Consider the following 23,262-nt stretch of genomic DNA (forward strand, 5'->3'; position numbering starts at 1 on the left):
CACCCCGGCGTACAGGCTCCCCGGACCCTACTCGCCCAGAGGACCGCACCGCGACGCACGCCCTGAACTTCGGCATCGGATAGGTTTCCGCCCATGGCCCGCCGAACCAGGTTCTCGCAATCGAGTCCTCGCGAGGATCGTCAGACAACCTCCGCTGCATCAGGGATCGAGCCGATCGGCCAGGATCTCGCGCTCGCGGCCGGATTCCTGGTGGAGTCCGGCTCCGACGGACTGCGGTTGCACACCCCGGGACTGGACCTACGCGCCGAACAGGTGGCGGCGCTGGTCGTCGCGCCGAGCTCGTACGGCGGCGGGGTGATGCTTGCCTACCGGCAGCTCACCCCCGGGCAGGAGGCGGCCGACCGGCAGTGGAGCAAGAACAGCAGCGGCGGACTGTGGGGGCCCGACGGTGAGTCGACCGCGGCAGCGCTCGAGGCTGTGGCCGCGAGCAACCATTCGCTCGACCGCCAACTGGTCGACTCGGGCTTCGAGCCACTGTCCGAAGGCGCCTGGCGGTACACCCGCGACGACGCCGCGATGACGGCCGTGCTTCAGGACGGCACGCTGACCTTCTACACCCCGGCCAGTGGATACGGCATGGACGACGTGATCCGCGGGTCCGAGGTCGATCGAGTGGTGCAGGCGCCGGAGTCCACGATCGACGCCCTCCGGCTCGACGGCGAGTGGATGTCGTACTCGGTGGTCGCGCCCAGTCTCAACGCGGTCGACGCAGAGATGACGCGTGCGGTGACCTCGGCGGAGCTCGGTCTGCCCGAGGTGTCGCGATCCGTGGGGCCGACCGGGTTCGTGGTCGGCGGCGAGAACGACACCGAGTCGATCCTCGCCCTGACCGAGCTCAACGGCCACTCCGTCGGGCAACTCGAGGGGTGGATGCGCCCGTCCGGCTTCGGCGGACCCGTCGACTTCGATACTTCTCAGGACGGGTTTCTCGGCCGGAACGACCAGCTGCTCCGGACGATGGCGCGGGACAACGACGTGGTCCGGAAGCTCGGCCTGACCCACGCCGAAGTGGGCGAGACCGTCCGGACGGCGGCCGGGGCCTCGACCCGCTTCGGTGTCTCGGACTACCTCGGAGCCGACGACCATCGGTACTCGATCGAGGTGCAGCAGAGCAGAGGTTTCCAGCAGTCTCCGTTCCAGGACGGCACGGCCGGGGGCGCCAACCTCCAGGTCACGAACGAGCGGACCGGATCCACCGTCGCCCTCTCCGGCCTGGGCGGGGAGATGATCAGCCGGTACGGGTTCTACCAAGGGCCCGGCACGCCGTACCGGTCGGCGCCCGAGGACATCATCCGGACCTTCGGAGATCTGGCCGAGAAGGCCGGCGGTGAGGCCGAGATCACGAGAGTCGTGGCTGAGGTCGACGCCTACCACTCTGCTGCTGATGCCATCGGCAGATCCTCCACAGGTTGGGAGGGCCGGCCGGCCGCATCAGGCACGGCCGCCGGCTCCCGCCCCGATGGCTGGTCTCCGGAGAGCGGCGCCAAGCGGGCGCCGGAAGCCTGGGGACGCTGACCTCAGGAGAGGTAGGTGTCCCGGGCGAGGTCGTAGGCGAGTGCCTTCGCGACCTGCGTCGCGTCGTCCTCGTCCAGCCGGTGCTGTACGACGAGGTCGGCCAGGTAGCCGGCATCGATCCGGCGAGCGAGGTCGTGCCGCGCCGGGATCGACAGGTACGCGCGGGTGTCGTCGACGAAGCCTGACATGTTGTAGAAACCGGCCGTCTCGGTGACGAGCTCACGGAACCGGCGCATGCCGTCCGGGCTGTCCAGGAACCACCATGGCGCACCGAGCCGCACCGCGGGATACACGCCGGCTAGCGGTGCCAGCTCCCGCGAGTAGACGGTCTCGTCGACGGTGAACAGCACCAGCCGGAAGCCATCGGCGTGCCCGAACCGCTCGAGCAGCGGCCGGAGCGACCGCGTGAACTCGGTCGTCACCGGGATGTCGTGGCCTTGGTCCGGCCCGTACGTCGCGAAGATCGCCGGATCGTGGTCCCGCAGTACGCCGGGATGCAGCTGCATCACCAGACCGTCCTCGGCCGACATCACCGCCGACTGGTACAGCATGTGCCCCGCGAACGCCGCCGCGTCCTCGGCCGTCACGTCACCCTTCAACGCACCGGCGTAGATCCGCCCGGCCTCCGCATCGGTCAGCGGTACGGCGGCCGCGCTCAGGTGACCGTGGTCGGTGGCGCGCGCTCCTGCCGCGATGAACGCCTGCCGACGTTGCCGGATCGCCTGCAGGAACCCGTCGTACGTCGAGGTGTCGACGTCGGCCAGCGCGCCGAGCTGCGTGATCAGCGCGGGCCAGCCGTCCCGGTCGACGTGGGCGACCGCGTCCGGCCGGAACGTGGGGACCACGCGGCCCGGCAGGTCCGCGGCGAGCTTCGCGTGCTGGGCGAGGTCGTCGGTCGCCGCGTCGGTGGTGGAGATCAGCTCGATGTTGAAGCGGTCGAGCAGTGCTCGCGGCCGGAACTCGGGCTCCGCGATGCGGGCCATGATCTGGTCGTACAGCTCGTCGGCGGTCTCGGCGGACGGGTGCACGGTGAGGCCGAGGACCTCCGCGAACTCGTGCTCGAGCCAGTAGCGGCTCGGCGTGCCGAGGAAGAGGTGCCAGTTGGTGCAGAACTCCCGCCAGATCTCGCGCGGCTCGGCGGTCTGCTTGCCGTCGCGGCGGGGGAGTCCGAGCTTGTCGGGGGAGACGCCCTGGGAGACCAGCATCCGGGTCACGTAGTGGTCCGGCACGACCAGCAGCTCGGCCGGGTTGCCGAACGGCGCGTCGGTGGCGAACAGGCCGATGTCGACGTGACCGTGCAGGCACAGCAGCGGCAGGTCCTTCGTCGAGGCGTGGATCCGGCGGGCGATGTCCCGCGCGGCGCCGGCCGGCAGGGCGCGGTCCGGATGAGGCTGCAGGGCCTTCGGCATGGGTCCTCCGTGGTGGGCTGAAACGTGTTCTGCAAAGGATTGCAGTCGGCGCTTGTCAGCACAAGGTAGCGTCCGCTGGTCGACCGCTTGACACAAACTGCAACCGATTGCAGACTCGTCCGCGACCCCTGAGGAGATGACCATGGCGGCAACGATCCGGGATGTGGCGCGGCTGGCCGGCGTATCGCCGTCCACGGTCTCGCGCGCGCTCTCGCTGCCCGAGATGGTCAACGCGACCACGAGGGCCCGCGTCGCGGCCGCGGTCGAGCAGCTCGGGTACGAGCCGAACCGGGCGGCCCGCGGGCTGATCACCGGCCGGACCGGAACCATCGGCCTGGTCGTGCCAGACCTGGCCAACCCGTTCTTCGCCAGCCTGACCAAGGGCGTGCAGGCGCGAGCCCGCCACCACGACGTCGCTGTTTTCGTCGCGGACACCGACGAGGACCCGGCGGCCGAGGCCGGACTGGTGCGGGCGCTGTCGAAGCAGGTCGACGGTGTCGTGCTGTGCTCGCCGCGGGCGAGTGACGAGGAACTGGCGGCGATCGCCCAGGACACCACCGTCGTACTCGTCAACCGCACCGCCGTCGGTCTGCCGGGCGTTGCCTACGACAACGAGGACGGGATGCGGCAGGCCGTTGCCCATCTCGTTGCCCTCGGCCACCGCCGGATCGCGTGGGTCGGCGGGCCGGCGACGTCCTGGTCGACCCAGCACCGCGGCTTCGGCCTGCGGAACGCGGTCGAGGCGTTGCACGCCGAGCTCGCGCCGGTCGGCAACTTCGCGCCGACGTACGAAGGCGGGATGGCGGCCGCGGACCAGGTGGTCGCGACCGGAGCCACCGCGGTCGTGGCCTACAACGACCTGGTCGCGATCGGTCTGCTGGCCCGCCTGCACAGCCGCGGCATCTCGGTCCCCGGCGACCTGAGCGTGGTCGGGGTCGACGACATCGCGATGTCCAGGATGGCGCGGCCGGCGCTGACCACGGTCCGGCTGCCGAAGCAGGAGGCCGGACGGATCGCCGTCGAGCTGCTGCTCGCGATGCTCGACGACCCGGAGAGCGCGGCCGAAGGTTCGAAGCACGGGGAGCTGCACGGGGAACTGATCGTCCGGGACTCGACCGGACCAGCACCACAGAAGTGATCAACCCGGCCAGTGGTGACGCTGTGCCGGGCCGCCCTTGATCCGAGGAGATATCCGATGCATCTGCAGCGGAAGTTGATCGCGGCCACCGGCCTGTTGGCCATGGTGACCGGGCTGCTCGCCTGCGGCGCCCCGGCGCCGAACAAACCCGCCACCGAGAGCAGTGGCGACGTACCGGACAAACCGGCCAAGGCCGTGACGCTGAACGTCCTCGACGTGGCCGGCAACCTGCAGCTGACCCAGGGAATGATCGACGACTTCGTCAAGCAGCACTCGGACGTGATCTCGAAGGTCACGTACTCGAAGGGACCCGCGCCCGAGCTGGCCGGCAAGATCAAGGCCCAGCAGAACGCGAACCGGGTCGACATCGACGTGGTGCTGACCGGCACCGACGGTCTCGCCGCCGGCCGGGAGCAGGGCCTGTGGACCGACCTGCTGACGAAGTGCTCCGACCGGCTGCCCGGGATGAAGGACTACCTGCCGCCCGCGCAGAAGATGCAGGAACTGGGCGGCAAGGAAGGGGTGACTGTCACCTACTACCCGTCCGGCCCGCTGCTCGAGTACATGCCGTCGAAGGTCGCGTCGCCGCCGAAGACCGCCGCCGACCTGCTCGCCTACGCGAAGGCCAACAAGGGCAAGGTCATGTACGCCCGGCCCGCGAACTCCGGCCCCGGCCGCACGTTCCTGATGGGCCTGCCGTACATCCTTGGCGACAAGGACCCGAAGGACCCGGTGAACGGCTGGGACAAGACCTGGGCGTACCTCAAGGAGCTCAACCAGTACGTCGACTTCTACCCGTCCGGCACCGCCGACACGATGAAGGCGCTCGCCAACGGTTCGGCCAACATCATCGCGAGTACGACGGGCTGGGACATCAACCCGCGCGTTCTCGGCACTGTCCCGAAGGAGGCCGCGATCACGCCGATCGAGGGCTTCCACTGGGTCACCGACGCGCACTACGCCGTCGTACCTAAGGGTGTGTCGACGGACAAGCAGGCGGCGATCCTGCAGCTGCTGCAGTTCATGCTGACGCCCGAGCAGCAGGCCAAGGCGTACGACAAGGGCTACTTCTACCCGGGGCCGGCGATCAAGGGCGTCGAGTTGTCGCAGGCGCCGCAGGAGAGCAAGGACGCGATCTCGGAGTTCGGTCGGCCTGAATACGACAAACTGATTGCCGACAATCCGACAGAGGTTCCGCTGGACGCGAAGGCGCTGGTGGCTGCCTTCGACAAGTGGGACCGCGAGGTCGGCGGCAGCAAGGTGAAGGGCCAATGAGCGGTTTCGACCAGCTCCGGCTCGACGGTGTCAGCCGCCGGTTCGGTGCGGCGGATGCGCTGTCCGGGCTCGATCTGACTATCGAGCGGGGCGAGTTCATCGCCCTGCTCGGTCCGTCCGGCTGCGGCAAGTCGACCGCTCTGAACTGCCTGGCCGGGCTGCTCCCATTGACCGCGGGCGCGATCTGGCAGGACGACCAGCGGATCGACACGCTGCCGCCGGAGAAGCGCGGCTTCGGGATGGTGTTCCAGAACTATGCGCTGTTCCCGCACCTGACCGTCCGCGACAACATCGCGTTCGGTCTGCGGATGCGGCACCTGTCGAAAGAGGAGGTCCGGCGCCGGACCGCCGAGGCGATCGAGGTGGTGCAGCTGACCGAGCACGCGAGCAAGCTGCCCGGCCAGCTGTCCGGCGGTCAGCAGCAGCGGGTGGCGATCGCCCGTGCGACCGTACTCGAGCCGTCGCTGGTGCTGATGGACGAGCCGCTGAGCAACCTGGACGCCAAGCTCCGGCTCGAGATGCGCACCGAGATCCGCCGGTTGCACCAGTCGCTCGGGCTGACCACCGTGTACGTCACGCACGACCAGGAGGAGGCGCTCAGCATGGCCGACCGCCTGGTCGTCATGCGCCTGGGCAAGGTGCAGCAGATCGGCACGCCCGAGGAGGTGCACACCAAGCCGGCGACCTGGCATGTCGCCGACTTCATGGGCTACCGCAATCTGCTGCCGTTGAAGGCGTCGCAGATGAACGGCGACCAGGTGACCGTGGACCTCGCCGGTACGGCGATCCGCGGGTCCGCGCAGGGTGCTGTCGCGCCGGGCGACGACGTGATCGCCGCCGTGCGCCCGGAGGACGTGAAGCTCGCGGACCAAGGCGTGAAGGGGCTTGTCGAGGTCGTCGAGTACCAGGGCCGCGAGCGCGCGGTCGAGGTCGTGCTGAGCGACGGGGCTCAAGATGCGGTTCGCTTGCACGTCCGGACCGAGCGGCGGGTCGAGGCGGGGGAGCAGGTGGCGCTGACCGTCACGCCCGGGCGGCTCCTGGTGTATCCGTCATGAGCGCGACCTGGCAGCACCGGCTGGCCGAGCGCGGTGTCGACCGCCGCCTGTGGTTGTTGCTCCCGGCCACGATCTTCGTCCTGTTGCTGTTCGTCTACCCGTTCCTCTACGGCCTGAGCCTGTCGTTCCAGCCGGCCGAGGGCGGCGGCGTGCTGGCCAACTACGACAAGTTCTTCAGCGACGCGTACCAGCGCGACACGATCGCGACCACGTTGAAGATCGCGCTCCCCGCGGCGCTGCTGAACGTGCTGGCCGCCGTACCGATCGCGTTCCGCCTGCGCGGCCGGTTCCGCGGCAAGCGGCTGCTGACCACGATCCTCGTCGTACCGATCACCCTCGGGACCGTGCTCACCGCGCAGGGGCTGCTCAACTACCTCGGTCCAACGGGCTGGTTCAACCGGGTCCTGCTCAGCCTGCACATTGTCGACGATCCGATCCGCCTCACGAACAACTACTGGGGCGTGTTCTTCTCGCTCGTCATCACCGGGTTCCCGTTCGCGTTCCTGCTGGTGCTGTCGTACCTGTCCGGGATCGACCCGACGCTCGAGCGGGCGGCGGCGACCCTCGGCGCCTCGCGCGCGCAGCGGTTCCGGCGGATCACCCTCCCGTTGTTGGCACCCGGATTGGCGACAACCTTTTTGTTGACATTCGTACTCGCGTTCTCGGTGTTCCCGTCCGCGGTCCTGGTCGGTAACCCGGCCGGATCCACCCGCGTCATCTCGCTGGCGGCGTACCAGGCGGCGTACGAGCAGTACGACTACTCCTACGCGTCGGCGATCGCGATGGTGATGGGCGCAGTGGAGCTGGTCGTCGTGGCGATCGTGCTGCTGTGGCGGTCGCGGCTCTACACCGGATCGACGGGAGGCAAGGGATGAGCCGGAAATTCAGGCCTGTTCGTGCCACTCCGTTGGGGTGGGTGATCTGGGCCGTCGTCGTGTTCTTCTTCGTCAACCTCGCCGGCATCGTGCTGTCAGTACTGGTCAGCTCGTTCGGCAAGAAGTGGTTCGACACCTGGTTCCCCAGCGGTTTCACCACCCAGTGGTACGGCGACGCGTGGCGAGAATTCACGTTGTTCCACGTCATCGTCGTCACGCTGCTCGTGTCCGCGCTGGTCGTCGTACTGTCGGTGCTCGTCGGCGCGCCCGCGGCGTACGTGCTGGCCAGGAAGAACTTCCCCGGCAAACGGCTGGTGTACCTGACGTTTCTGCTGCCGATCCTGATGCCGCCGATCACGTACGGCATCCCGCTCGCGACCGTGCTCTACAAGTTCGGGTTCGCGGGGCATCTGTCCGGTGTCGTGCTGGCGAACCTGGTGCCGTCGGTGCCGTTCGTGATCCTCACGATGACGCCGTTCATCGAGCAGGTCGACCCGCGGATCGAGGACGCGGCCCGGATGCTCGGCGCCGGCACGCGCGCGGTGTTCCTGAAGATCCTCGCCCCGCTGCTCGTCCCCGGCCTGCTGGCCTCGGCGATCCTGGTGCTGGTGCGGACGGTCGGAATGTTCGAGTTGACGTTCCTCACCGCCGGGCCGGACTCCCAGACGCTCGTGGTCGCGTTGTACTACTCGATGTCCGCGGCCGGGATCCGGGCGCAACAGTCGGTCGACGCGATGGCCGTGATCTACACCGCGATGATGCTGGTACTTCTGGTGGTAGCGCTGCGTTTCGTCAACCCGACCCAACTGGTCGCCCGAGTGAAGGAAGAACCCTCCGAATGAATTCGAGCAGGTTGAGTCTCACCAACCTTCCCGTCGCCCCCGCGGTCGACCCGAAGGCGTTGTCGGTCGGCATCGTCCATCTCGGGATCGGTGCGTTCCACCGCGCCCACCAGGCCGTCGTCACCGAACGGGCGGCGGTCGAGACCGGCGAGACCCGGTGGGGCATCACCGGCGTGAGCCAGCGCTCCGCCACCGTCCGGGATCAGCTGGCACCGCAGGACGGTCTGTACTCCGTCCTCGAGCGCGGTCTCGGTGAGCCGTCGGTCCAGGTGATCGGCAGCATCCGCGAGGTGCTGACCGCGCCCGAGGACCCGGAGGCAGTGGTCGCGCGGATCGCGGACCCGGCGGTGTCGGTGGTGACGCTGACCGTCACCGAGAAGGGGTATCGGGCCGCGGGCGCCGGGCTGAACCTGGACGACCCAGAGATCCAGGCTGACCTGACCGGCCGCCCGCCGCGCACGGTCGTCGGCCAGTTGGCCGCGGCGATCGCCCGTCGCGAAGAGCCGTTGACGATCGTCTCCTGCGACAACCTGGTTGCCAACGGCCCCTTCCTGCGGACGTTGGTGACCGAGTACTTCGATGCGCTCGGCAAGGTCCCCGCGACGTTCGAGGCGACGCGGTTCCCGGCCAGCATGGTCGACCGGATCGTGCCGGCGACAACCGACGCTGACCGTGACGAGGCCGCTCGGCTGCTCGGCGTACGGGACGAGGCCGTGGTGGTCGCGGAACCCTTCCTGCAATGGGTGATCGAGGACGACTTCGCGGGCGCGCGGCCCGCCTGGGAGCGCGGCGGCGCCGTACTCACCGGCGATGTGGAGCCGTGGGAGCAGGCCAAGCTGCGGATGCTCAACGCTACGCACTCGATGCTCGCGTACCTCGGTGCGTTGCGCGGCTACGAGACGATCGCCGAGGCGGTCCGCGACGAGGAGCTGGGCGGACTCGCGCGGCAGCTGATGACCGACGACGTCGTACCGACCCTCACGCCACCCGACGGGCTGGACCTGGCCGCGTACGGCGCGACCGTGCTGGAACGGTTCGAGAACCCGGCCCTGAAGCACCGCACCCGCCAGGTCGCGATGGACGGTTCGGTCAAGCTGCCGGTCCGCATGCTCGGCACAGTCCGCGACCGCCTGACAGCCGGCGCCGAACCCCGCACGATCTCCCTCGCCGTCGCCGCCTGGATGGTCTACGTCCAACGCACCCCAGACCTGGACGACCCCCAGTCCGACCGCCTCAAGTCCGCCGTCGCAGGCCTCGCCGACCCCGCCAAGCTAGTCGACGCCCTCCTCGCGGTGGACACCATCTTCACCCCCGACCTGCGCGACTCACAGCTCTTCCGGGACCTCCTCGTCGACCACGTCAGCTGGTTGGGAGGATCGTGAGGATGCCGGTGGCGTCCAGGACTGCTTTGCCCAGGGTGAAGGCGCTGGTGGTGTCCTGACCGGTGGTGCGCCATTGCTTGGCGGTGTACCACTGGCCGGTCTTCTGGAAGCGTTCGGCGGCGAGGCTGTCGAGGATGTAGGTGTTGTCGTTCAGCGTGACCTCGCCGGCCGGGATCACCGCGCCGGCGTTCTGCACCATGCCGGTCGCGGTGGTGCCGCCGCGCATCGTCACCTGGTTGCCGGAGACGACGATGTCGCGGAGCAGGTTGGTGCCCCACGGCCCGGAGCCGCGGGTCCGGGACTGGATCGCGATCCCGTTCACGTTGTTCGCCACCACGTTGTCGCGGACCTGGACGTTCGACGAGGTGTTCACGTTGATCCCGCCGCCGTCCCACAGCGACGTACCGGATCCGCGGCCGGTGCCGAAACCGTTGCCGCTCACCACGTTGTCCTCGATGACGCCGTTGCGGCCGATCTCGTAGCGGATCCCGTCCGCCGCGTTGTCGAGGATCTGGTTGCTGCTGAACGTGCGGCTGTCGTCGTACGCGTCGCTCCACAGCCCGACCCCGCGGTTGTACTGGATGAGGTTTCCGCTCACCCAGCCGCCACTGGACCAGGTGGTCTTGATCCCACCGGATTCCCAGTCCGCGATCCAGAAGCCGTCGGTGTTGTTGTAGCTGACCTCGTTGGAGGCGATGGTTGCCTTCAGCGTGCTGTACTGACCGATGCCGAGCTGGCCGTTCGAGTGGATGTGGTTCTTCTCGAGTACGGCGCCGTCCGCGTTCACCAGCATCGCGCCGACCCCGTGGTTCCAGCGGATGTCGTTGGCGATCACCTTCCAGCCCAGGCCGAGCACCACGGCGCCGCCCTGCGGCGGGGTGGCGAAGTGCTCGATCGTCAGCCCGCGGACGGTCACACCGGTCGCGCTGGACTCGATCGCGGTCTGCGTCTTCGACATCTCGATCGAGTGCCCGGCCGGGTCGCTGCCCAGGTAGACGGCGTTCGCCGCGTAATCGGCGTAGAAGGTGCCGGGAGCAACCTTGTCGCGTGTCGCCACCCGGGTCAGGTGCTTGCTGTCCCGGAACAGCTGCTCGCCCAGATAGCAGACGTTCGCCGTGTTGTCCTCGCACTGCCCGGTCTGCGCGTACGCCGGTGGCAGGACACCCGTGGTCACCCAGTCGCCGTTGTTCGCCGTCCAGCGGGTCAGCCTGATCGATCCCGTGAGTACGGCGCCGCTGTTGCCGGCGAGCACCTGGTCCGCCTTCGGCCGGATCGTCTCGGTGATCCGGTGCCAGCCGGCCGTGAAGCAGAACGTCGTACCGGTCGGGGCGTCGTCGACGATCCGGGCGGCGTTGTCGGTGGTCCGGATCGGCACCCCGCTGCAGGCGGGCGCGACCGCGGGCCCGGTCCGGAACGTCCCGTCAGCAGGCGGCACGGCGGCCGGTGGCACGGCGGTAGGTGGTTCTTCGGCGCCCTGGGCAGGCAGGGGGCCGACGGCAACCAGACTGGTGCCGACTGCAACAACTGCAACAACTGCTGTCCTCATAGCGGAGCCTCCGGTGGCACAGGTAGCCCTGAGCGCACCCCCCATGGCGCGGCTTCGCTACGCACGTTACCCCCACGTCACGTAGTCATGGCAATACGTAGCGCACAAACATGTTGCGAATGGCAAGCGGTCAGTTCGCGAGGAAGCTGCCGATCGTGTCCAGGCCGGCGTCCCGCCAGCCGGCCGCGGTGAGCTTGGTGCCGAACCGGGCGAACCGCTGGGTGCCGAGGTCGTCGAGGACGTATTTGTTGCCGCTGAACACCACTTCACCGGCCGGCACCGCGGCGCCGGAGTTCTGGACCATGCCGGTGGCCTGCGTGCCGCCGGTCATCTCGATGGTGTTCCCGCTGACCTGGATGTCGCGCAGCAGGTAGGTGCCCCACGGGCCGGTGCCACGGGTCCGGGACTGGATCGTCACGCCGTTCACATTGCCCGCGACCCGGTTGCCCTTGATGGTGACTCCGGTCGAGGTGTTCACATTGATCCCGCCGCCGTCCCACAGCGACGTACCGGATCCGCGGCCGGTGCCGAAGCCGTTGCCGGTCACCGTGTTGCCTTCGATGGTGCCGTTGCGGCTGATCTCGTACCGGATGCCGTCCGCCGCATTGCCGACAATCTGATTGTCGCTGATCACCCGGCCGTCGTCGGCGACGTCGGCCCACATCCCGATGCCCAGGTTGGACTTGATCACGTTGCCGCTGACGGTGCCGGAGGAGCGGGTGGACTTGATGCCGCCGGACTCCCAGTCGGCGATCCAGAAACCGTCGGTGTTGTTGGAGCTGATCACGTTCCGGGTGACGGCGGCCGCGGCCGAGCTGTACTGCCCGAGGCCGAGCTGGCCGTTGTGGTGGATCAGGTTCTTGTCGACCTTGGTGCTGTTCGCCTTCACCAGCATCACACCGACCGCGTGGTTCCAGCGGACGTCGTTGGCGGTCACCTTCCAGCTGGGCCCGGAGACGAGGGCCCCGGCCTGCGGTGCGCTGGCGAAGTGCTCGATGGTGAGGCCGCGCACGGCGACGCCGGTCGCGCCGGACTCGATCGCGGTCGCGGTCTTCGACATCTCGACCTCGTGACCGACCGGGTTGCTGCCGAGATAGATCGCGTTCGCCGCGTAGTCGGCGTAGAACTTGCCGGCCTTGACCGCCGCGACACTCCCGACCCGCGTCAGGTGCGTGTCGTCGAGGAACAACTGCTCCCGCAGGTAGCAGATGTTCGACTTGTTGTCCTCGCACTCACCACTCTTGCCGTACGCCGACGGCAGCGCGCCCCGCACCACCCAGACGGACCCGGACTTGGCCCACCCGCTCAGCGGAACCGACCCGGTGAGTACGGCGCGCTGCGCGCTCGCCAGCACCTGGTTCGCCTTCGGGCGGATGGTGTCGCTGATCCGGTGCAGGCCGGCCGCGAAGCAGAACGTCGTACCGGCCGGCTTGGAGTTCACGATCGACTGGGCGTTCTGCCCGGGCTTGATCACCGTGCCGACGCACGGCCCGGCGACGGCGGGCCCGGCCTCGTCGGAGTCGACGCCGGGCGGCTTCGGGAGCGTGGGCTCGACCGTCTTGCTCGGCGTCGCCGACGCGGTCGGCTTGCGGGTCGGAGGCGTCGTCGTACCGGGCTTCTTCGACGGTGCGGTCGTGGCTGTGGCCTTCGGCTGGGTCGTGCCGGGCTTCGCGGTGGTGGTCTTGCCCGGGCGGTGCGAGGGCAGTACTCGGGACGCGACCTGCTCGGCGTCCTCGGACTTCGCCGCGGTCGTTGCTTTGTTCTCGTTGGCGATGACGGGCACCGCGACCGTGACAACGGCCGCCGCCGCAGCGATGAGCGCTGCGAACCACAACTTCCTCAATGCACTCTCCTGGGAGCGGGCGAGACCAGGTGTAGCCATCTGCGATTGCTGCGGGACTTAAGGTAGTGCCATGCGGGTCGCCATGTTGCACAACCGTTACCGGACCGGTCAACCCAGTGGTGAGAACACGGTTGTCGCGCAAACGGTTGATTTGTTGCGTAACTCAGGACATGAAATCGATCTGTACGCCCGGAACAGCGACGACATCGCTGAGATGGGGCGAAAAGATCGCGCACTGTTACCGTTCCGTTCCGTTTGGTCATTTTCGGCGGAACGCGATTTAACACAGCTATTGCAAGCTCAGCGGCCCGATGTGGTGCATGTGCACAACACTTTCCCGCTGTTCAGTCCCTCGGTGCTGCGAGCGGCGTACCGGCTGGATCTTCCGGTCGTGGCGACGCTGCACAACTTCCGGCTGCTGTGTGCGAACGCCGTCCTGCAGCGTGACGGCGGACCGTGCGAGTCCTGCATCGGCAAGGTGCCGCTGGCGGCCGTGAAGCACAGTTGCTACCGCGACTCGCGCGTGCAGACGTTGCCGCTGGCGACGAGCATCGGCGTGCACAACGCCTTGCACACCTGGCAGAGGTACGTCGGGACGTTCGTCGTACCGTCCGAGTTCGTGCGGGACCGGTATGCCGCGGCCGGGTTCGACCCGGAACGGTTCGTGGTGAAGCCGCACGCCGTACCGCATTCGGGTGCCGTGCGCAGCGGTGCGGGGGATGCGGTGGTGTTCCTCGGGCGGTTGAGCGAGGACAAGGGGTTCGCGGATCTCCTGCAGGCGTGGGACTCGTCGCTCGGCCGGTTGGTGGTCGTGGGCGACGGACCGCTGCGGGCAGCGGCCGAGGAACGGGCCCGGACAGACCTGTCGATTCAGGTGCTTGGTCAACTGCCGTGGGCGGACGGTATGAAGCAGCTGCGATCCGCGCGCGCCGCCGTCGTACCGGCACGTTCGTATGAGAGCTTCGGGCTCGTGGTGGTGGAGGCGTTCGCGCACGGGGTGCCCGTGGTCGCGTCCCGGCTCGGGGCGCTCGCGGAGCTCGTCGACGACGGTGAATCCGGCGCGCTGACCGCGCCCGGCGATCCGGAAGGATTACGGAAGGCGATCGGGTTGGTGGCTGATCCCGAGACTTCGATAGCCTTCGGCGAACGAGCCCGTCAGGTCTACCTGGAACGCTTCACACCGGAGCGTGACCTGGTGGCCACGGAAAGGATCTACACCGATGCGATCGCCCGGCACTCCGCCAGCGGCCGGGCGCGCACGGGACGACGGGTATAAAGTCGCGGTCGACGCAGGGGGCGGCGTCGGGTCTGACGGAATTCAGGAGTTCGTGTTGGGGGATGGCAGTGTGGGCAGTGCGCCGCGGCTGGGATGCGTCGCCGGGGTCTTCGACCTGTTCCACGTAGGACATGTAGACGTGCTCGAGCGGGCGCGGCGGCACTGCGACAGGCTCGTGGTGGCGGTGCTGTCCGACGACTGGGCGCTGGACGCGTGGGGCGGGCGGCCGTTCGTGCCGCTGCTCGAGCGGGCGCAGATCGTCGAGCACCTGCGGTGTGTCGACGAGGTGGTTGCCGTGGACGACGTACGGTCCGAGTGGCTGACCGGCGTACTGGGGGTGCAGACCGTGTTCGCTGCCGGCACCGACGGCGTACTGGGCGTGGACGAGCTCGCCGGGATCCCGGCCGGGCTGATCACCGTCCTGCCCGCCGGCCGCGGCTCGCGCAGCCCGATCCTGCGCGCCGCGATCGACCAGCGGCAGTCCCGCAGTTCGAACGTCGCATGAGTGGGCTGCGGGAGACTGTCGCGCAGCTGTCCCAGGCGCAGAAGCCCTCGGCCGGTACGCCGGCGTACTCGAGGTTCGTGAACCGGCGGATCGGGCGGGTGTTCGCGGCCGCGGCGTTCCTCGGGAAGCGGACACCGAACCAGGTGAGCCTCGCGTCTGGGTTCTGCTCGCTGGTCGGGATCGTGCTGCTGGCCTGCGTACGCCCGTCACTCGGCCTGGCGCTGGTGGTGACGTTGTTGCTCGTGCTCGGGTACGGGCTGGACTCCGCGGACGGGCAGTTGGCCCGGCTCCGTGGCGGCGGGTCGCCGTTGGGGGAGTGGCTCGACCACATGATCGACGCGGTCAAGATCGTGCTGCTGCACAGCGCCGTACTGATCTCGTTCTACCGTTTCGATGCCTTTGACAACGATCTCGTGCTGCTGATCCCGCTGACGTACGTGTGCATGTCGTCGGTGCTGTTCTTCGGGCTGATCCTGATCGACCAGCTGCGCCGGCGGCACGGCGCTTCCTCGAACCCCAACGCGCGCGGCGACTCGGTGGTGAAGTCGTTGCTCATCGCACCGACCGACTACGGCGTACTGTGCCTGGTCTTCCTCGCCTTCGGTACGCCGTCGCTGTTCGTCGTCCTGTACGGCGCTCTGCTGGCGCTGAACCTGCTGTTCCTCGCGGCCGCGGTCGGGAAGTGGTACCGGGAGATGGCCGTGCTGGGGGTGCGCGCCTGATGGCGATCGTCGGGTACGCGCCCGGGGTGTACGACATGTTCCACATCGGGCACCTGAACATCCTGCGCCGCGCCCGCGAGCACTGCGACCACCTGATCGCGGGCGTCGTCGAGGACGACGTGGTGACCCGGATCAAGGGCCGGCCGCCCGTGGTGCCGCACGAGGAACGGATGGATGTCATCCGAGCGCTCGATCTTGTCGACGAGGTCGTCAGCGACTGGTCCAGCGACAAGTTCGAGATGTGGCAGCAGCTGCGGTACGACGTTCTCTTCAAGGGCGATGACTGGAAGGGAACGGAAAAGGGGAAGAGACTGGAAAGGCTGCTGGGTGAGGTCGGCGCACAGGTGCACTACTTCCCGTACACCGCCTCCACCTCGAGCACAGATCTGCGCAGGCTCCTGGAGGGGATGAGCTGATGTACGGCCGGCCGAAGGTACTGCTCAGCGCGTACGCCTGCCGGCCGACGGGCGGGTCCGAGCCGGGCGCCGGGTGGGCGTGGGCGAAGGCGGCGGCGCGGGACCACGACGTCTGGCTGCTGACCCGGGGCAAGTTCGTGCACGAGATCGAGGAAGAGCTCGCGGCGCGGCCGGTACCCGGTCTGACCGTCGTACCGCTGGAGATGCCTCGGTGGATTCTCCGGCTGCGGCGACGGCCTTCGGACGTGTACTGGTACTACCCGCTGTGGCAAGGGCTGGCGCGTCGTACGGCGCGGCGCCTGCATGCGGAACAGTCGTTCGATGTGATCCATCATTTGACCTTCGCGGTCGACTGGATGGGCGCCGGCGTGGTCGAGCCGTCGTCGGCGAAGGTGATCTGGGGGCCGGTCGGCGGGTCGACGAGTGCGCCGCTGTCGATGGCGCACTGGCTCGGTGCGAGTGGCGTACTGGGCGAGTTGGTACGACGTGCTTACACCGGGTTCCGGCGCCGTGCGACCGGGCGGCGGATGGCGCAGACCGCTGACCTGATGGTTGCCCAGAACAACGACGTCGCGGAGGCGTTCGCGCCGTACGCCCGGGAGATCGTCGTACAGCCGAACGTGGCGATCCGGCGATTCACCGCGTCCGGTCCTTATGAGCCGTTCGGTGCCGCCGGTGTGAAGACCGCGTTGTTCGTCGGGCGGCTGATCCCGTGGAAGGGCGTCCTGATCGCGATCAGCGCGCTCGCTCGTCCCGAGGCGGCGAACTGGGAGCTCCGCATCATCGGCGACGGCCCCGACTGGGGACGCGCCGAGCGCCTCGCGTGGCAGCTGGGTGTGCGCGACCGCGTCGAGTTCATGGGCGCCCTGCCGCGCGAGGAGGTCCTGGCGGCCATGTTCCGCGCCGACGCCCTCCTCGCCCCCGCCTTCCGCGAAGCCGCCGGCTGGGCCGTCACCGAAGCCCTCGCCTCCGGCTGCCCCGTTGTCTGCGTGGACCGCGGCGGCCCCGCCGTCATCGTCGGCCCCGACGAAGGCATCACCGTCCCCTGGCAAGGCGACGTAGTAGGCGAACTCGCAAAAGGCCTCGCCACGCTGCAAGGCCGAATCACCCCAGTAGACCGCTGGGGCCCCGACCGCCTCCCCGACCTACTAGCCGACTGGTACACCCCCGCCCGCGTCTCCCACTAACCCCACCGCCCGCCCCGCCCCGAGCCAACACGAGGGGGGATAACCCGTCATGTGCTGGGTTCTCTGCTCGTATATGAGCAGAGAACCCCACGCGCGAGGGGATATCTGTTCGAACGGATATCCACAGGATTGCGGATGGTAGGCCGCGGGAGGCGGTGGCCGGGGGATGCTTGGTGGGTGAATCTACGGCTCAAAGGGATCGCGGAGCAGCAGGGCGGCGTCTTCAGTCGCCGCCAGGCGCTGTTGTGCGGCTGCTCCGCCGACCAGATCTTCCGCCACCTGAAGGACGGCCGGTGGGTGCGGATCCGGCGTGGCCAGTACGCCGAGAACGTCGACCTCTCGGCGCTCCAGAGCTGGGAACGGATCCGGTGGAAACATCGCCAGGAGATCCACGCGGTGATGAACTCGTTGCGATCGGGCTCCGTTGCCGTCAGCCACCAGTCGTCACTCGTGCTCCACGACCTGCCGGTGTGGGGCCTGGGCCTGGAGCGTGTGCATGTCAGCCGGTTGGACGGGCTGGCCGGTGGCGTCGTCGCCGGCGTTCAGCACCACGTCGCCAAGCCGATCCAGGATGACCTGACGGTGGTCGCGGGACGGTTGGCGACGAGCGCGTCGCGCGCGGCGGTCGAGTCCGCGTGTACGGCGTCGTTCGAGCAGGCTGTCGTGAACATCGACGCGGCTCTCCGGGCGGACGACCTGGGTGCGGAGGGTGTACGGCGACTGCTGGAACTGATCGAGTTCTGGCCCGGGAGCACCACAGCACGGGCGGCCCTGCGCTTCGGCACCAAGCTCTCCGAGTCCGTCGGCGAATCGCGTCTGCGGGTCTTCCTACACGAACACGGGTTCCCCGAGCCGGTTCTGCAGGTCGAGTTCCACGACAGCCATGGGCTCATCGGGCGGGTCGATTTCTACTTCCCGGCGTACAACCTGGTGGTGGAGTTCGACGGGCTGCTCAAGTACGGCGGGGGATCTCCGGAGGTGCTGATCCAGGAGAAGCGCCGCGAGGATCGGCTGCGGGCGCGGGGGCTCGCAGTGGTCCGGACCGACTGGACGGACCTCGAGCATCCGATGCGGCTCGCAACGACCCTGCGGCAAGCCTTCGCCCAGGCCGGCCAGGCCGCCTGACACCGACCTGCCCACCGGACCCGCCCGGTCCGTCGTTCGAGGGGATATCCGCGCAAGTGCCGGGTTCTCCCCTCTTGTACGAGTAGAGAACCCTGCGTTCGGACGGATATCCCCTCGAACGCGGAGGGGGCGTGGGGTCAGTCGCGGGCGGTTTTGCCGGGGAGGGCGAGCATTTGGTCGAGGGCTGCCTTGGCGTAGTGCTGGGTGTCGGCGTCTACCTTGATCGGGTTGACGGCGTGGCCGGCTACCAGGTTTTCCAGGGCCCAGACGAGGTGCGGGAGGTCGATGCGGTTCATGGTGGCGCAGTAGCAGACCGTCTTGTCGAGGAAGACGATGTTCTTGTCGGTGTGCTGCTTCGCGAGGCGCTGGACCAGGTTGAGTTCGGTGCCGACGGCCCACGACGTACCGGGTTCGGCGGCTTCCAGTGCGTTGATGATGTACTCCGTGGAGCCCACCTGATCCGCCTTCGCGACCACCTCGTGGCGGCACTCGGGGTGCACGATCACGTTCACGCCGGGGACCCGCGAGCGGACGTCGTCGACGGACTCGGGGGTGAAGCGGCCGTGCACCGAGCAGTGCCCGCGCCACAGGATCATCTTGGCGGCCGCGAGCTGCTCGCGGGTCAGGCCGCCGCTCGGCTTGTGCGGGTCGTACACGACGCAGTCGTCGAGCGACAGACCCAGCTGCAGTACGGCGGTGTTGCGGCCGAGGTGCTGATCCGGGAGGAAGAGCACCTTCTCGCCCTGCTCGAACGCCCAGTTCAGCGCGGTCTCTGCGTTGCTCGACGTACACACGACGCCGCCGTTGCGGCCGCAGAACGCCTTGATGTCGGCGCTGGAGTTCATGTACGTGACCGGCACCGTCACGTCCGCGACGCCGGCGTCGGCGAGCGCGTCCCAGGCGGCCTCGACCTGCTGGATGCGCGCCATGTCGGCCATCGAGCAGCCGGCCGCGAGGTCCGGCAGGATCACCGTCTGGTCGTCGTTGGTGAGGATGTCCGCGGACTCGGCCATGAAGTGCACACCGCAGAACACGATGTACGGCGCGTCCGGGCGGGCCGCCGCGTCGCGGGCGAGCTTGAACGAGTCACCGGTGACGTCCGCGAACTGGATCACCTCGTCGCGCTGGTAGTGATGCCCGAGCACGAAGACCTGGTCACCGAGCGCTGCCTTCGCCTTCAGCGCCCGCTCGACCAGGTCCGGGTCGGACGCCGGCGGGAGCGCGCCCGGGCACTCGACACCGCGCTCGGAGTGCGGGTCGGTGTTCTGCCCGAGGAACAGCAACGGAAGGGACTTCGAGCCGTCTGCGATCGTCGTCACGTCAGATATCGTCGCACGCCCATCGCGGTACGCCACGTGGCACACCTCACTGCTCAGAGTGTGAAATCAGTACGCTCCTGATGTGAAGATCGCAGGCTTGGTCCTGGCCGCCGGCGCGGGGCGTCGGATGGGTACGCCGAAAGCCCTCATCCGCGACGCCGACGGAGTCACCTGGGCCGCCCGCACCGCCCGCCTACTCACCGACGCAGGGTGCTCACCGGTCGTGGTGGTCGTCGGAGCAGCTGCGGATCAGGTGCGTGCCGAACTGTCCGACGAGCCGGTCGAGGTTGTCGAGGCAGCCGATTGGGATGAGGGGATGGGGGCGTCTCTCCGCAGCGGTCTCCGCTCAACCAGCAGGTTGTCGGAGGCAGTGGTCGTGGTGACGGTGGATGTGCCGGGGTTGACGGCGACCGCTGTACGGCGGGTTGCCGATGGCGCTGGTGCGGACGCTCTGGTGCGGGCGACGTACGACGGTGTGCCGGGGCATCCGGTGGTGATTGGGCGGGACCACTGGGACGGCGTGATCGCGTCGGCGCGGGGTGACGAGGGGGCTCGGGGGTACTTGCGGGAACACAACGTGGCGTTGGTGGAGTGCGCGGATGTTGGTGACGGGGCGGACGTCGACACGGTGGGGGAGCTGCCGCCGGGGCACGGGTGAGGGTTGGCAACGGTGGGAAGTAGGTGAATGCTGAAGGAGTGAGTGCCGTCGGCTCGGCGGCTGAGCTGGCCGAGTGTCTGCGGGCGACCGGGTATCTAGCCAATGAGGGCTTGGCCACGGTCGGGTATCTCGCGCTCGCTCTGCATCGCCCGTTGCTGCTGGAAGGCGAGCCGGGCACCGGCAAGACCTCGCTCGCGGGCGCCATCGCCGAGGCGCTCGACCTGAACCTGATCCGGCTGCAGTGTTACGAGGGCATCGACGCGTCGCAGGCGCTCTACGACTGGGACTTTCCGCGCCAGATCCTGCATCTGCGCACAGTCGAGGCGACGAGCTCCGAGGCGGCGGTCGAAGAGGTGGAGAAGAGCCTTTTCGACGAGCGGTTCCTGCTGTCCCGTCCGGTACTGCGGGCGCTCCGCGAAAGTCCCGCCGTACTGCTGGTCGACGAGATCGACCGGGCCGACGACGAGTTCGAGGCGTTCCTGCTCGAGGTGCTGTCGACGTACGAGGTGACGATCCCGGAGCTCGGCACGATCACCGCTGAGGTGCCGCCGATCGTCGTACTCACCTCGAACCGGACCCGCGAGGTGCACGACGCGCTCAAGCGCCGGTGCCTGTACCACTGGATCGACCATCCGGGTCTGGCTCGTGAGATCGAGATCGTCCGGACCCGGCTGCCCGGGGTGTCCGCGCGGCTTGCCGAGCAGGTCACTCGGTCGGTGCAGCGGATGCGCGACCTCGACCTGCTCAAACCGCCGGGTGTCGCGGAGACCCTCGACTGGGCGCGCGCCCTCGATGTGCTCGGCGCCGACGCCCTCGACGTCGAGACGGCGGCCGCGACCCTCGGCGCGGTGCTCAAGTATCGCGAGGACACCGACCGCGTCCGCGAATCCCTCGACCGGCTCCTGGCGAGCTGAGCGACCGATGGCAGCTCCGGATCTTGCGCTCGCGGGGTTTGCCACTGCGCTTCGGCATGCGGGGCTTGCGGTGACGGCCGATCGGGTGCAGCTCTTCCTGCAGGCGGTTGCCGCTCTCGACGTCACTCTGACCGCGGACGTGTACTGGGCCGGCCGAGCCGCCCTCTGCAGCGGTCCTGACGACACCGCGAGGTATGACGAGGTGTTCGCGGCCTGGTTCACCGGCGACCGGTCGCGCGGCGTCGTCCCGAGCCGTACCCCACAACCGTCCGTCCAGGCCAACCTCGGCGAGGGCACCGACGAGGCCGAGGGTGATCACACTCTCAACGTCTCCGCCAGTACGGCGGAAGTCCTCAGGCACCGCGACGTCGCCGAACTGTCCGCCGCCGACCGCGCCGAACTCGCGCGCCTCTTCGGCACCCTCCGCCCGCGGACCCCGATCCGCCGCGCGAACCGTCGCCGCCCGTCCCATCGCGGCGAGATCGACCCGCGCCGCACGCTGCGCGCCCAACTGCGCCAGGTCGGCGAACCAGGCCGCGTCCGCTACCGCCGCCGGGGCGTCCGGCCGCGGCGCGTCGTCGTACTGATCGACGTCTCCGGCTCCATGCGCCCGTACGCCGACAGCCTGCTGCGGCTCGCGCACGTGATGGTCCAGCAGGCGCCGCGGTGGGTGGAGGTCTTCACCATCGGCACCCGGCTCACGCGCGTCACCACGGCGCTGCGGCACCGCGATGCCGAGTTCGCGTTGCGGTTGGCGGGAGACGTCGTACCGGACTGGTCGGGTGGGACGCGGCTGGGTGAGGTGCTGAAGGTGTTCCTCGATCGCTGGGGTCAACGCGGTACGGCGCGGCGCGCCGTCGTCGTGGTGTGCAGTGACGGGTGGGAGCGCGGTGACGCGTCGTTGCTCGGTGCGCAACTGCAGCGGCTGGCGGGGTTGGCGCATCGCGTGGTGTGGCTGAATCCGCATCGCGGCAAGCGCGGGTACGAGCCGGTGCAGGCCGGGATCGTCGCCGTACTGCCGCACCTGGACGACCTCGTTGCCGGGCACAGCCTGGCCAGCTTCGCCGAACTTCTGGAGGTGGTGGCGGATGCGTGACGTCCTCGACCGGTTGCTGGCCTGGTGGCAGGCCGGCGAATCGGTTGCCGTCGGCACCGTTGTCGCGACGTTCGACTCGGCGCCGCGGCCACCGGGTGCGGTGATGCTGGTCGGTCCTGAGCTCGAGGTGGTCGGGAGCGTGTCGGGCGGCTGCGTCGAGGGCGCGGTGTACCAGCTCGGCGAGGAGATCCTGGGGTCGGGGGAGCCCGTGCTGCAGCGGTACGGCGTGAGCGACGAGTCGGCGTTCGCGGTCGGGCTGACGTGCGGAGGCATCATCGACGTGTTCGTCGAGAAGGTCGACCGTATGTCGTTCCCGGAACTGGCGGAGGTCGCGACGGACATCGCCGAGGGCCGCCCGGTCGCGGTCGCCACGGTCGTCGCACACCCCGACCCGAAGAGGATCGGCCGCCGCCTGATCGTCCGCCCCGAAGGTCAGTCGGCAGTAGGTGGTCTTGGGTCGGATCGGGCTGATGATGCGGTGCTTGACGATGCGCGGGGGTTGTTGGCGAATGGGCGGTCGGAGACGTTGGAGTACGGGCCGGACGGGCAGCGGCGGGGCGAGGGGATGCGGGTTTTCGTGTCGTCGTACGCGCCGGTGCCGCGGTTGCTGGTCTTCGGGGCGATCGACTTCGCAGCGGCGGTTGGACGGCTCGGTGCGTTCCTCGGCTACCGGGTGACGGTGTGCGATGCGCGCGCGGTGTTCGCGACCGCCTCCCGTTTTCCCTTTGCCGACGAGGTGATTGTCGACTGGCCGCACCGGTACCTGTCGGGCGAGGCGACGGCCGGCCGGATCGACGACCGGACGGTGATCTGCGTACTGACGCATGACCCGAAGTTCGACGTACCGCTGCTGGAGGTCGCGTTGCGCCTGCCGCAGGTCGCGTACATCGGTGCGATGGGATCGCGGCGCACGCACGACGACCGGCTGAAGCGGTTGCGGGAAGCCGGGCTGACCGAGGACGAGGTGGCGCGGCTCTCGAGTCCGATCGGTCTCGACCTCGGCGCACGGACGCCGGAGGAGACCGCGGTGAGCATCGCCGCCGAGATCATCGCCCAGCGCTGGGGTGGCGCCGGGCAACGACTGTCCGCGGCAGCGGGGCCGATCCACCACTGATCGACCCTTGTGGTCTACATCACAACAGG

The 23,262-nt window shown here is 68.8% G+C and carries 21 protein-coding genes; 17 read left to right on the forward strand and 4 right to left on the reverse strand.

The features are described from left to right. Window positions 1–93: 93 nt before the first annotated feature. On the forward strand, window positions 94–1,536 hold the full coding sequence (locus OHB24_RS27605; RefSeq protein WP_327633760.1) for a hypothetical protein: 1,443 nt from the start codon (window positions 94–96) through the stop codon (window positions 1,534–1,536). 2 nt (window positions 1,537–1,538) lie between these two features. Here OHB24_RS27605 and uxaC read toward each other — a convergent pair whose 3' ends face one another. Continuing rightward, window positions 1,539–2,945, reverse strand: a complete 1,407-nt coding sequence (gene uxaC / locus OHB24_RS27610; RefSeq protein ID WP_327633761.1) for a glucuronate isomerase — start codon at window positions 2,943–2,945, stop codon at window positions 1,539–1,541. A 142-nt stretch (window positions 2,946–3,087) separates the two neighbouring features. Here uxaC and OHB24_RS27615 point away from each other — a divergent pair, with 142 nt between their 5' ends. Genes OHB24_RS27615 through OHB24_RS27640 form a run of 6 tightly spaced genes read left to right on the forward strand, consistent with a single transcriptional unit; the run spans window position 3,088 to window position 9,512 of the window. Continuing rightward, window positions 3,088–4,083 (forward strand): LacI family DNA-binding transcriptional regulator, encoded by a 996-nt coding sequence (locus OHB24_RS27615; protein WP_327633762.1) that lies wholly within the window; start codon window positions 3,088–3,090, stop codon window positions 4,081–4,083. Window positions 4,084–4,140: 57 nt separating this feature from the next. Beyond that, entirely contained in the window at window positions 4,141–5,358 is a 1,218-nt protein-coding gene (locus tag OHB24_RS27620) for an ABC transporter substrate-binding protein (protein ID WP_327633763.1), read from the forward strand. Continuing rightward, on the forward strand, window positions 5,355–6,413 hold the full coding sequence (locus OHB24_RS27625) for an ABC transporter ATP-binding protein (RefSeq protein WP_327633764.1): 1,059 nt from the start codon (window positions 5,355–5,357) through the stop codon (window positions 6,411–6,413). The genes OHB24_RS27620 and OHB24_RS27625 overlap by 4 nt, the downstream gene beginning before the upstream one ends. Then, entirely contained in the window at window positions 6,410–7,288 is an 879-nt protein-coding gene (locus OHB24_RS27630) for an ABC transporter permease (RefSeq protein ID WP_327633765.1), read from the forward strand. The genes OHB24_RS27625 and OHB24_RS27630 overlap by 4 nt, the downstream gene beginning before the upstream one ends. Further along, the gene (locus OHB24_RS27635; RefSeq protein ID WP_327633766.1) at window positions 7,285–8,130 is read left to right on the forward strand and encodes an ABC transporter permease; all 846 of its coding nucleotides are present in this window, start codon (window positions 7,285–7,287) and stop codon (window positions 8,128–8,130) included. The genes OHB24_RS27630 and OHB24_RS27635 overlap by 4 nt, the downstream gene beginning before the upstream one ends. After that, window positions 8,127–9,512, forward strand: a complete 1,386-nt coding sequence (locus OHB24_RS27640) for a mannitol dehydrogenase family protein (protein WP_327633767.1) — start codon at window positions 8,127–8,129, stop codon at window positions 9,510–9,512. Before OHB24_RS27635 ends, OHB24_RS27640 begins: the two co-directional genes overlap by 4 nt. On the opposite strand, the gene OHB24_RS27645 is transcribed toward OHB24_RS27640, so the two are convergent. Then, on the reverse strand, window positions 9,490–11,058 hold the full coding sequence (locus tag OHB24_RS27645; protein ID WP_327633768.1) for a right-handed parallel beta-helix repeat-containing protein: 1,569 nt from the start codon (window positions 11,056–11,058) through the stop codon (window positions 9,490–9,492). The two genes, OHB24_RS27640 and OHB24_RS27645, sit on opposite strands and share 23 nt — an antisense overlap. Before the next feature lie 130 nt (window positions 11,059–11,188). Then, entirely contained in the window at window positions 11,189–12,901 is a 1,713-nt protein-coding gene (locus OHB24_RS27650; RefSeq protein WP_327633769.1) for a right-handed parallel beta-helix repeat-containing protein, read from the reverse strand. A gap of 82 nt (window positions 12,902–12,983) precedes the next feature. Between OHB24_RS27650 and OHB24_RS27655 the strand changes: the two genes are divergently transcribed. The 6 genes from OHB24_RS27655 to OHB24_RS27680 all read left to right on the forward strand — a co-directional run bounded on the left by OHB24_RS27655 (window position 12,984) and on the right by OHB24_RS27680 (window position 18,132). Then, a complete protein-coding gene (locus OHB24_RS27655) occupies window positions 12,984–14,177 on the forward strand; it encodes a glycosyltransferase (RefSeq protein WP_327641112.1) in 1,194 nt (397 codons plus the stop codon). A gap of 70 nt (window positions 14,178–14,247) precedes the next feature. Beyond that, a complete protein-coding gene (locus tag OHB24_RS27660) occupies window positions 14,248–14,682 on the forward strand; it encodes an adenylyltransferase/cytidyltransferase family protein (RefSeq protein ID WP_327633770.1) in 435 nt (144 codons plus the stop codon). Further along, on the forward strand, window positions 14,679–15,404 hold the full coding sequence (locus tag OHB24_RS27665) for a CDP-alcohol phosphatidyltransferase family protein (protein WP_327633771.1): 726 nt from the start codon (window positions 14,679–14,681) through the stop codon (window positions 15,402–15,404). Before OHB24_RS27660 ends, OHB24_RS27665 begins: the two co-directional genes overlap by 4 nt. After that, entirely contained in the window at window positions 15,404–15,820 is a 417-nt protein-coding gene (locus tag OHB24_RS27670) for an adenylyltransferase/cytidyltransferase family protein (protein ID WP_327633772.1), read from the forward strand. Before OHB24_RS27665 ends, OHB24_RS27670 begins: the two co-directional genes overlap by 1 nt. Beyond that, window positions 15,820–17,007 carry a glycosyltransferase family 4 protein gene (locus tag OHB24_RS27675; RefSeq protein WP_327633773.1) on the forward strand — a complete coding sequence of 396 codons (1,188 nt, stop codon included), beginning with the start codon at window positions 15,820–15,822 and terminating at the stop codon, window positions 17,005–17,007. The genes OHB24_RS27670 and OHB24_RS27675 overlap by 1 nt, the downstream gene beginning before the upstream one ends. A 177-nt stretch (window positions 17,008–17,184) precedes the next feature. Next, window positions 17,185–18,132, forward strand: a complete 948-nt coding sequence (locus OHB24_RS27680; RefSeq protein ID WP_327633774.1) for a type IV toxin-antitoxin system AbiEi family antitoxin domain-containing protein — start codon at window positions 17,185–17,187, stop codon at window positions 18,130–18,132. A gap of 137 nt (window positions 18,133–18,269) precedes the next feature. Here the strand turns inward: OHB24_RS27680 and nadA are convergent, their stop codons facing one another. After that, window positions 18,270–19,451 carry a quinolinate synthase NadA gene (gene nadA, locus OHB24_RS27685; protein WP_327633775.1) on the reverse strand — a complete coding sequence of 394 codons (1,182 nt, stop codon included), beginning with the start codon at window positions 19,449–19,451 and terminating at the stop codon, window positions 18,270–18,272. An 82-nt stretch (window positions 19,452–19,533) separates the two neighbouring features. On the opposite strand from nadA, the gene OHB24_RS27690 reads away from it, so the two are divergent. Genes OHB24_RS27690 through OHB24_RS27705 form a run of 4 tightly spaced genes read left to right on the forward strand, consistent with a single transcriptional unit; the run spans window position 19,534 to window position 23,233 of the window. After that, a complete protein-coding gene (locus OHB24_RS27690; RefSeq protein ID WP_327633776.1) occupies window positions 19,534–20,109 on the forward strand; it encodes a nucleotidyltransferase family protein in 576 nt (191 codons plus the stop codon). A 23-nt stretch (window positions 20,110–20,132) separates the two neighbouring features. After that, entirely contained in the window at window positions 20,133–21,023 is an 891-nt protein-coding gene (locus tag OHB24_RS27695; protein WP_442913925.1) for an AAA family ATPase, read from the forward strand. 7 nt (window positions 21,024–21,030) lie between these two features. Continuing rightward, a complete protein-coding gene (locus OHB24_RS27700) occupies window positions 21,031–22,119 on the forward strand; it encodes a vWA domain-containing protein (protein ID WP_327633777.1) in 1,089 nt (362 codons plus the stop codon). Then, window positions 22,112–23,233 carry an XdhC/CoxI family protein gene (locus OHB24_RS27705; protein ID WP_327633778.1) on the forward strand — a complete coding sequence of 374 codons (1,122 nt, stop codon included), beginning with the start codon at window positions 22,112–22,114 and terminating at the stop codon, window positions 23,231–23,233. The genes OHB24_RS27700 and OHB24_RS27705 overlap by 8 nt, the downstream gene beginning before the upstream one ends. Window positions 23,234–23,262 lie beyond the last annotated feature (29 nt).

The organism is Kribbella sp. NBC_00482 (genome assembly GCF_036013725.1).
Taxonomy (GTDB): domain Bacteria; phylum Actinomycetota; class Actinomycetes; order Propionibacteriales; family Kribbellaceae; genus Kribbella.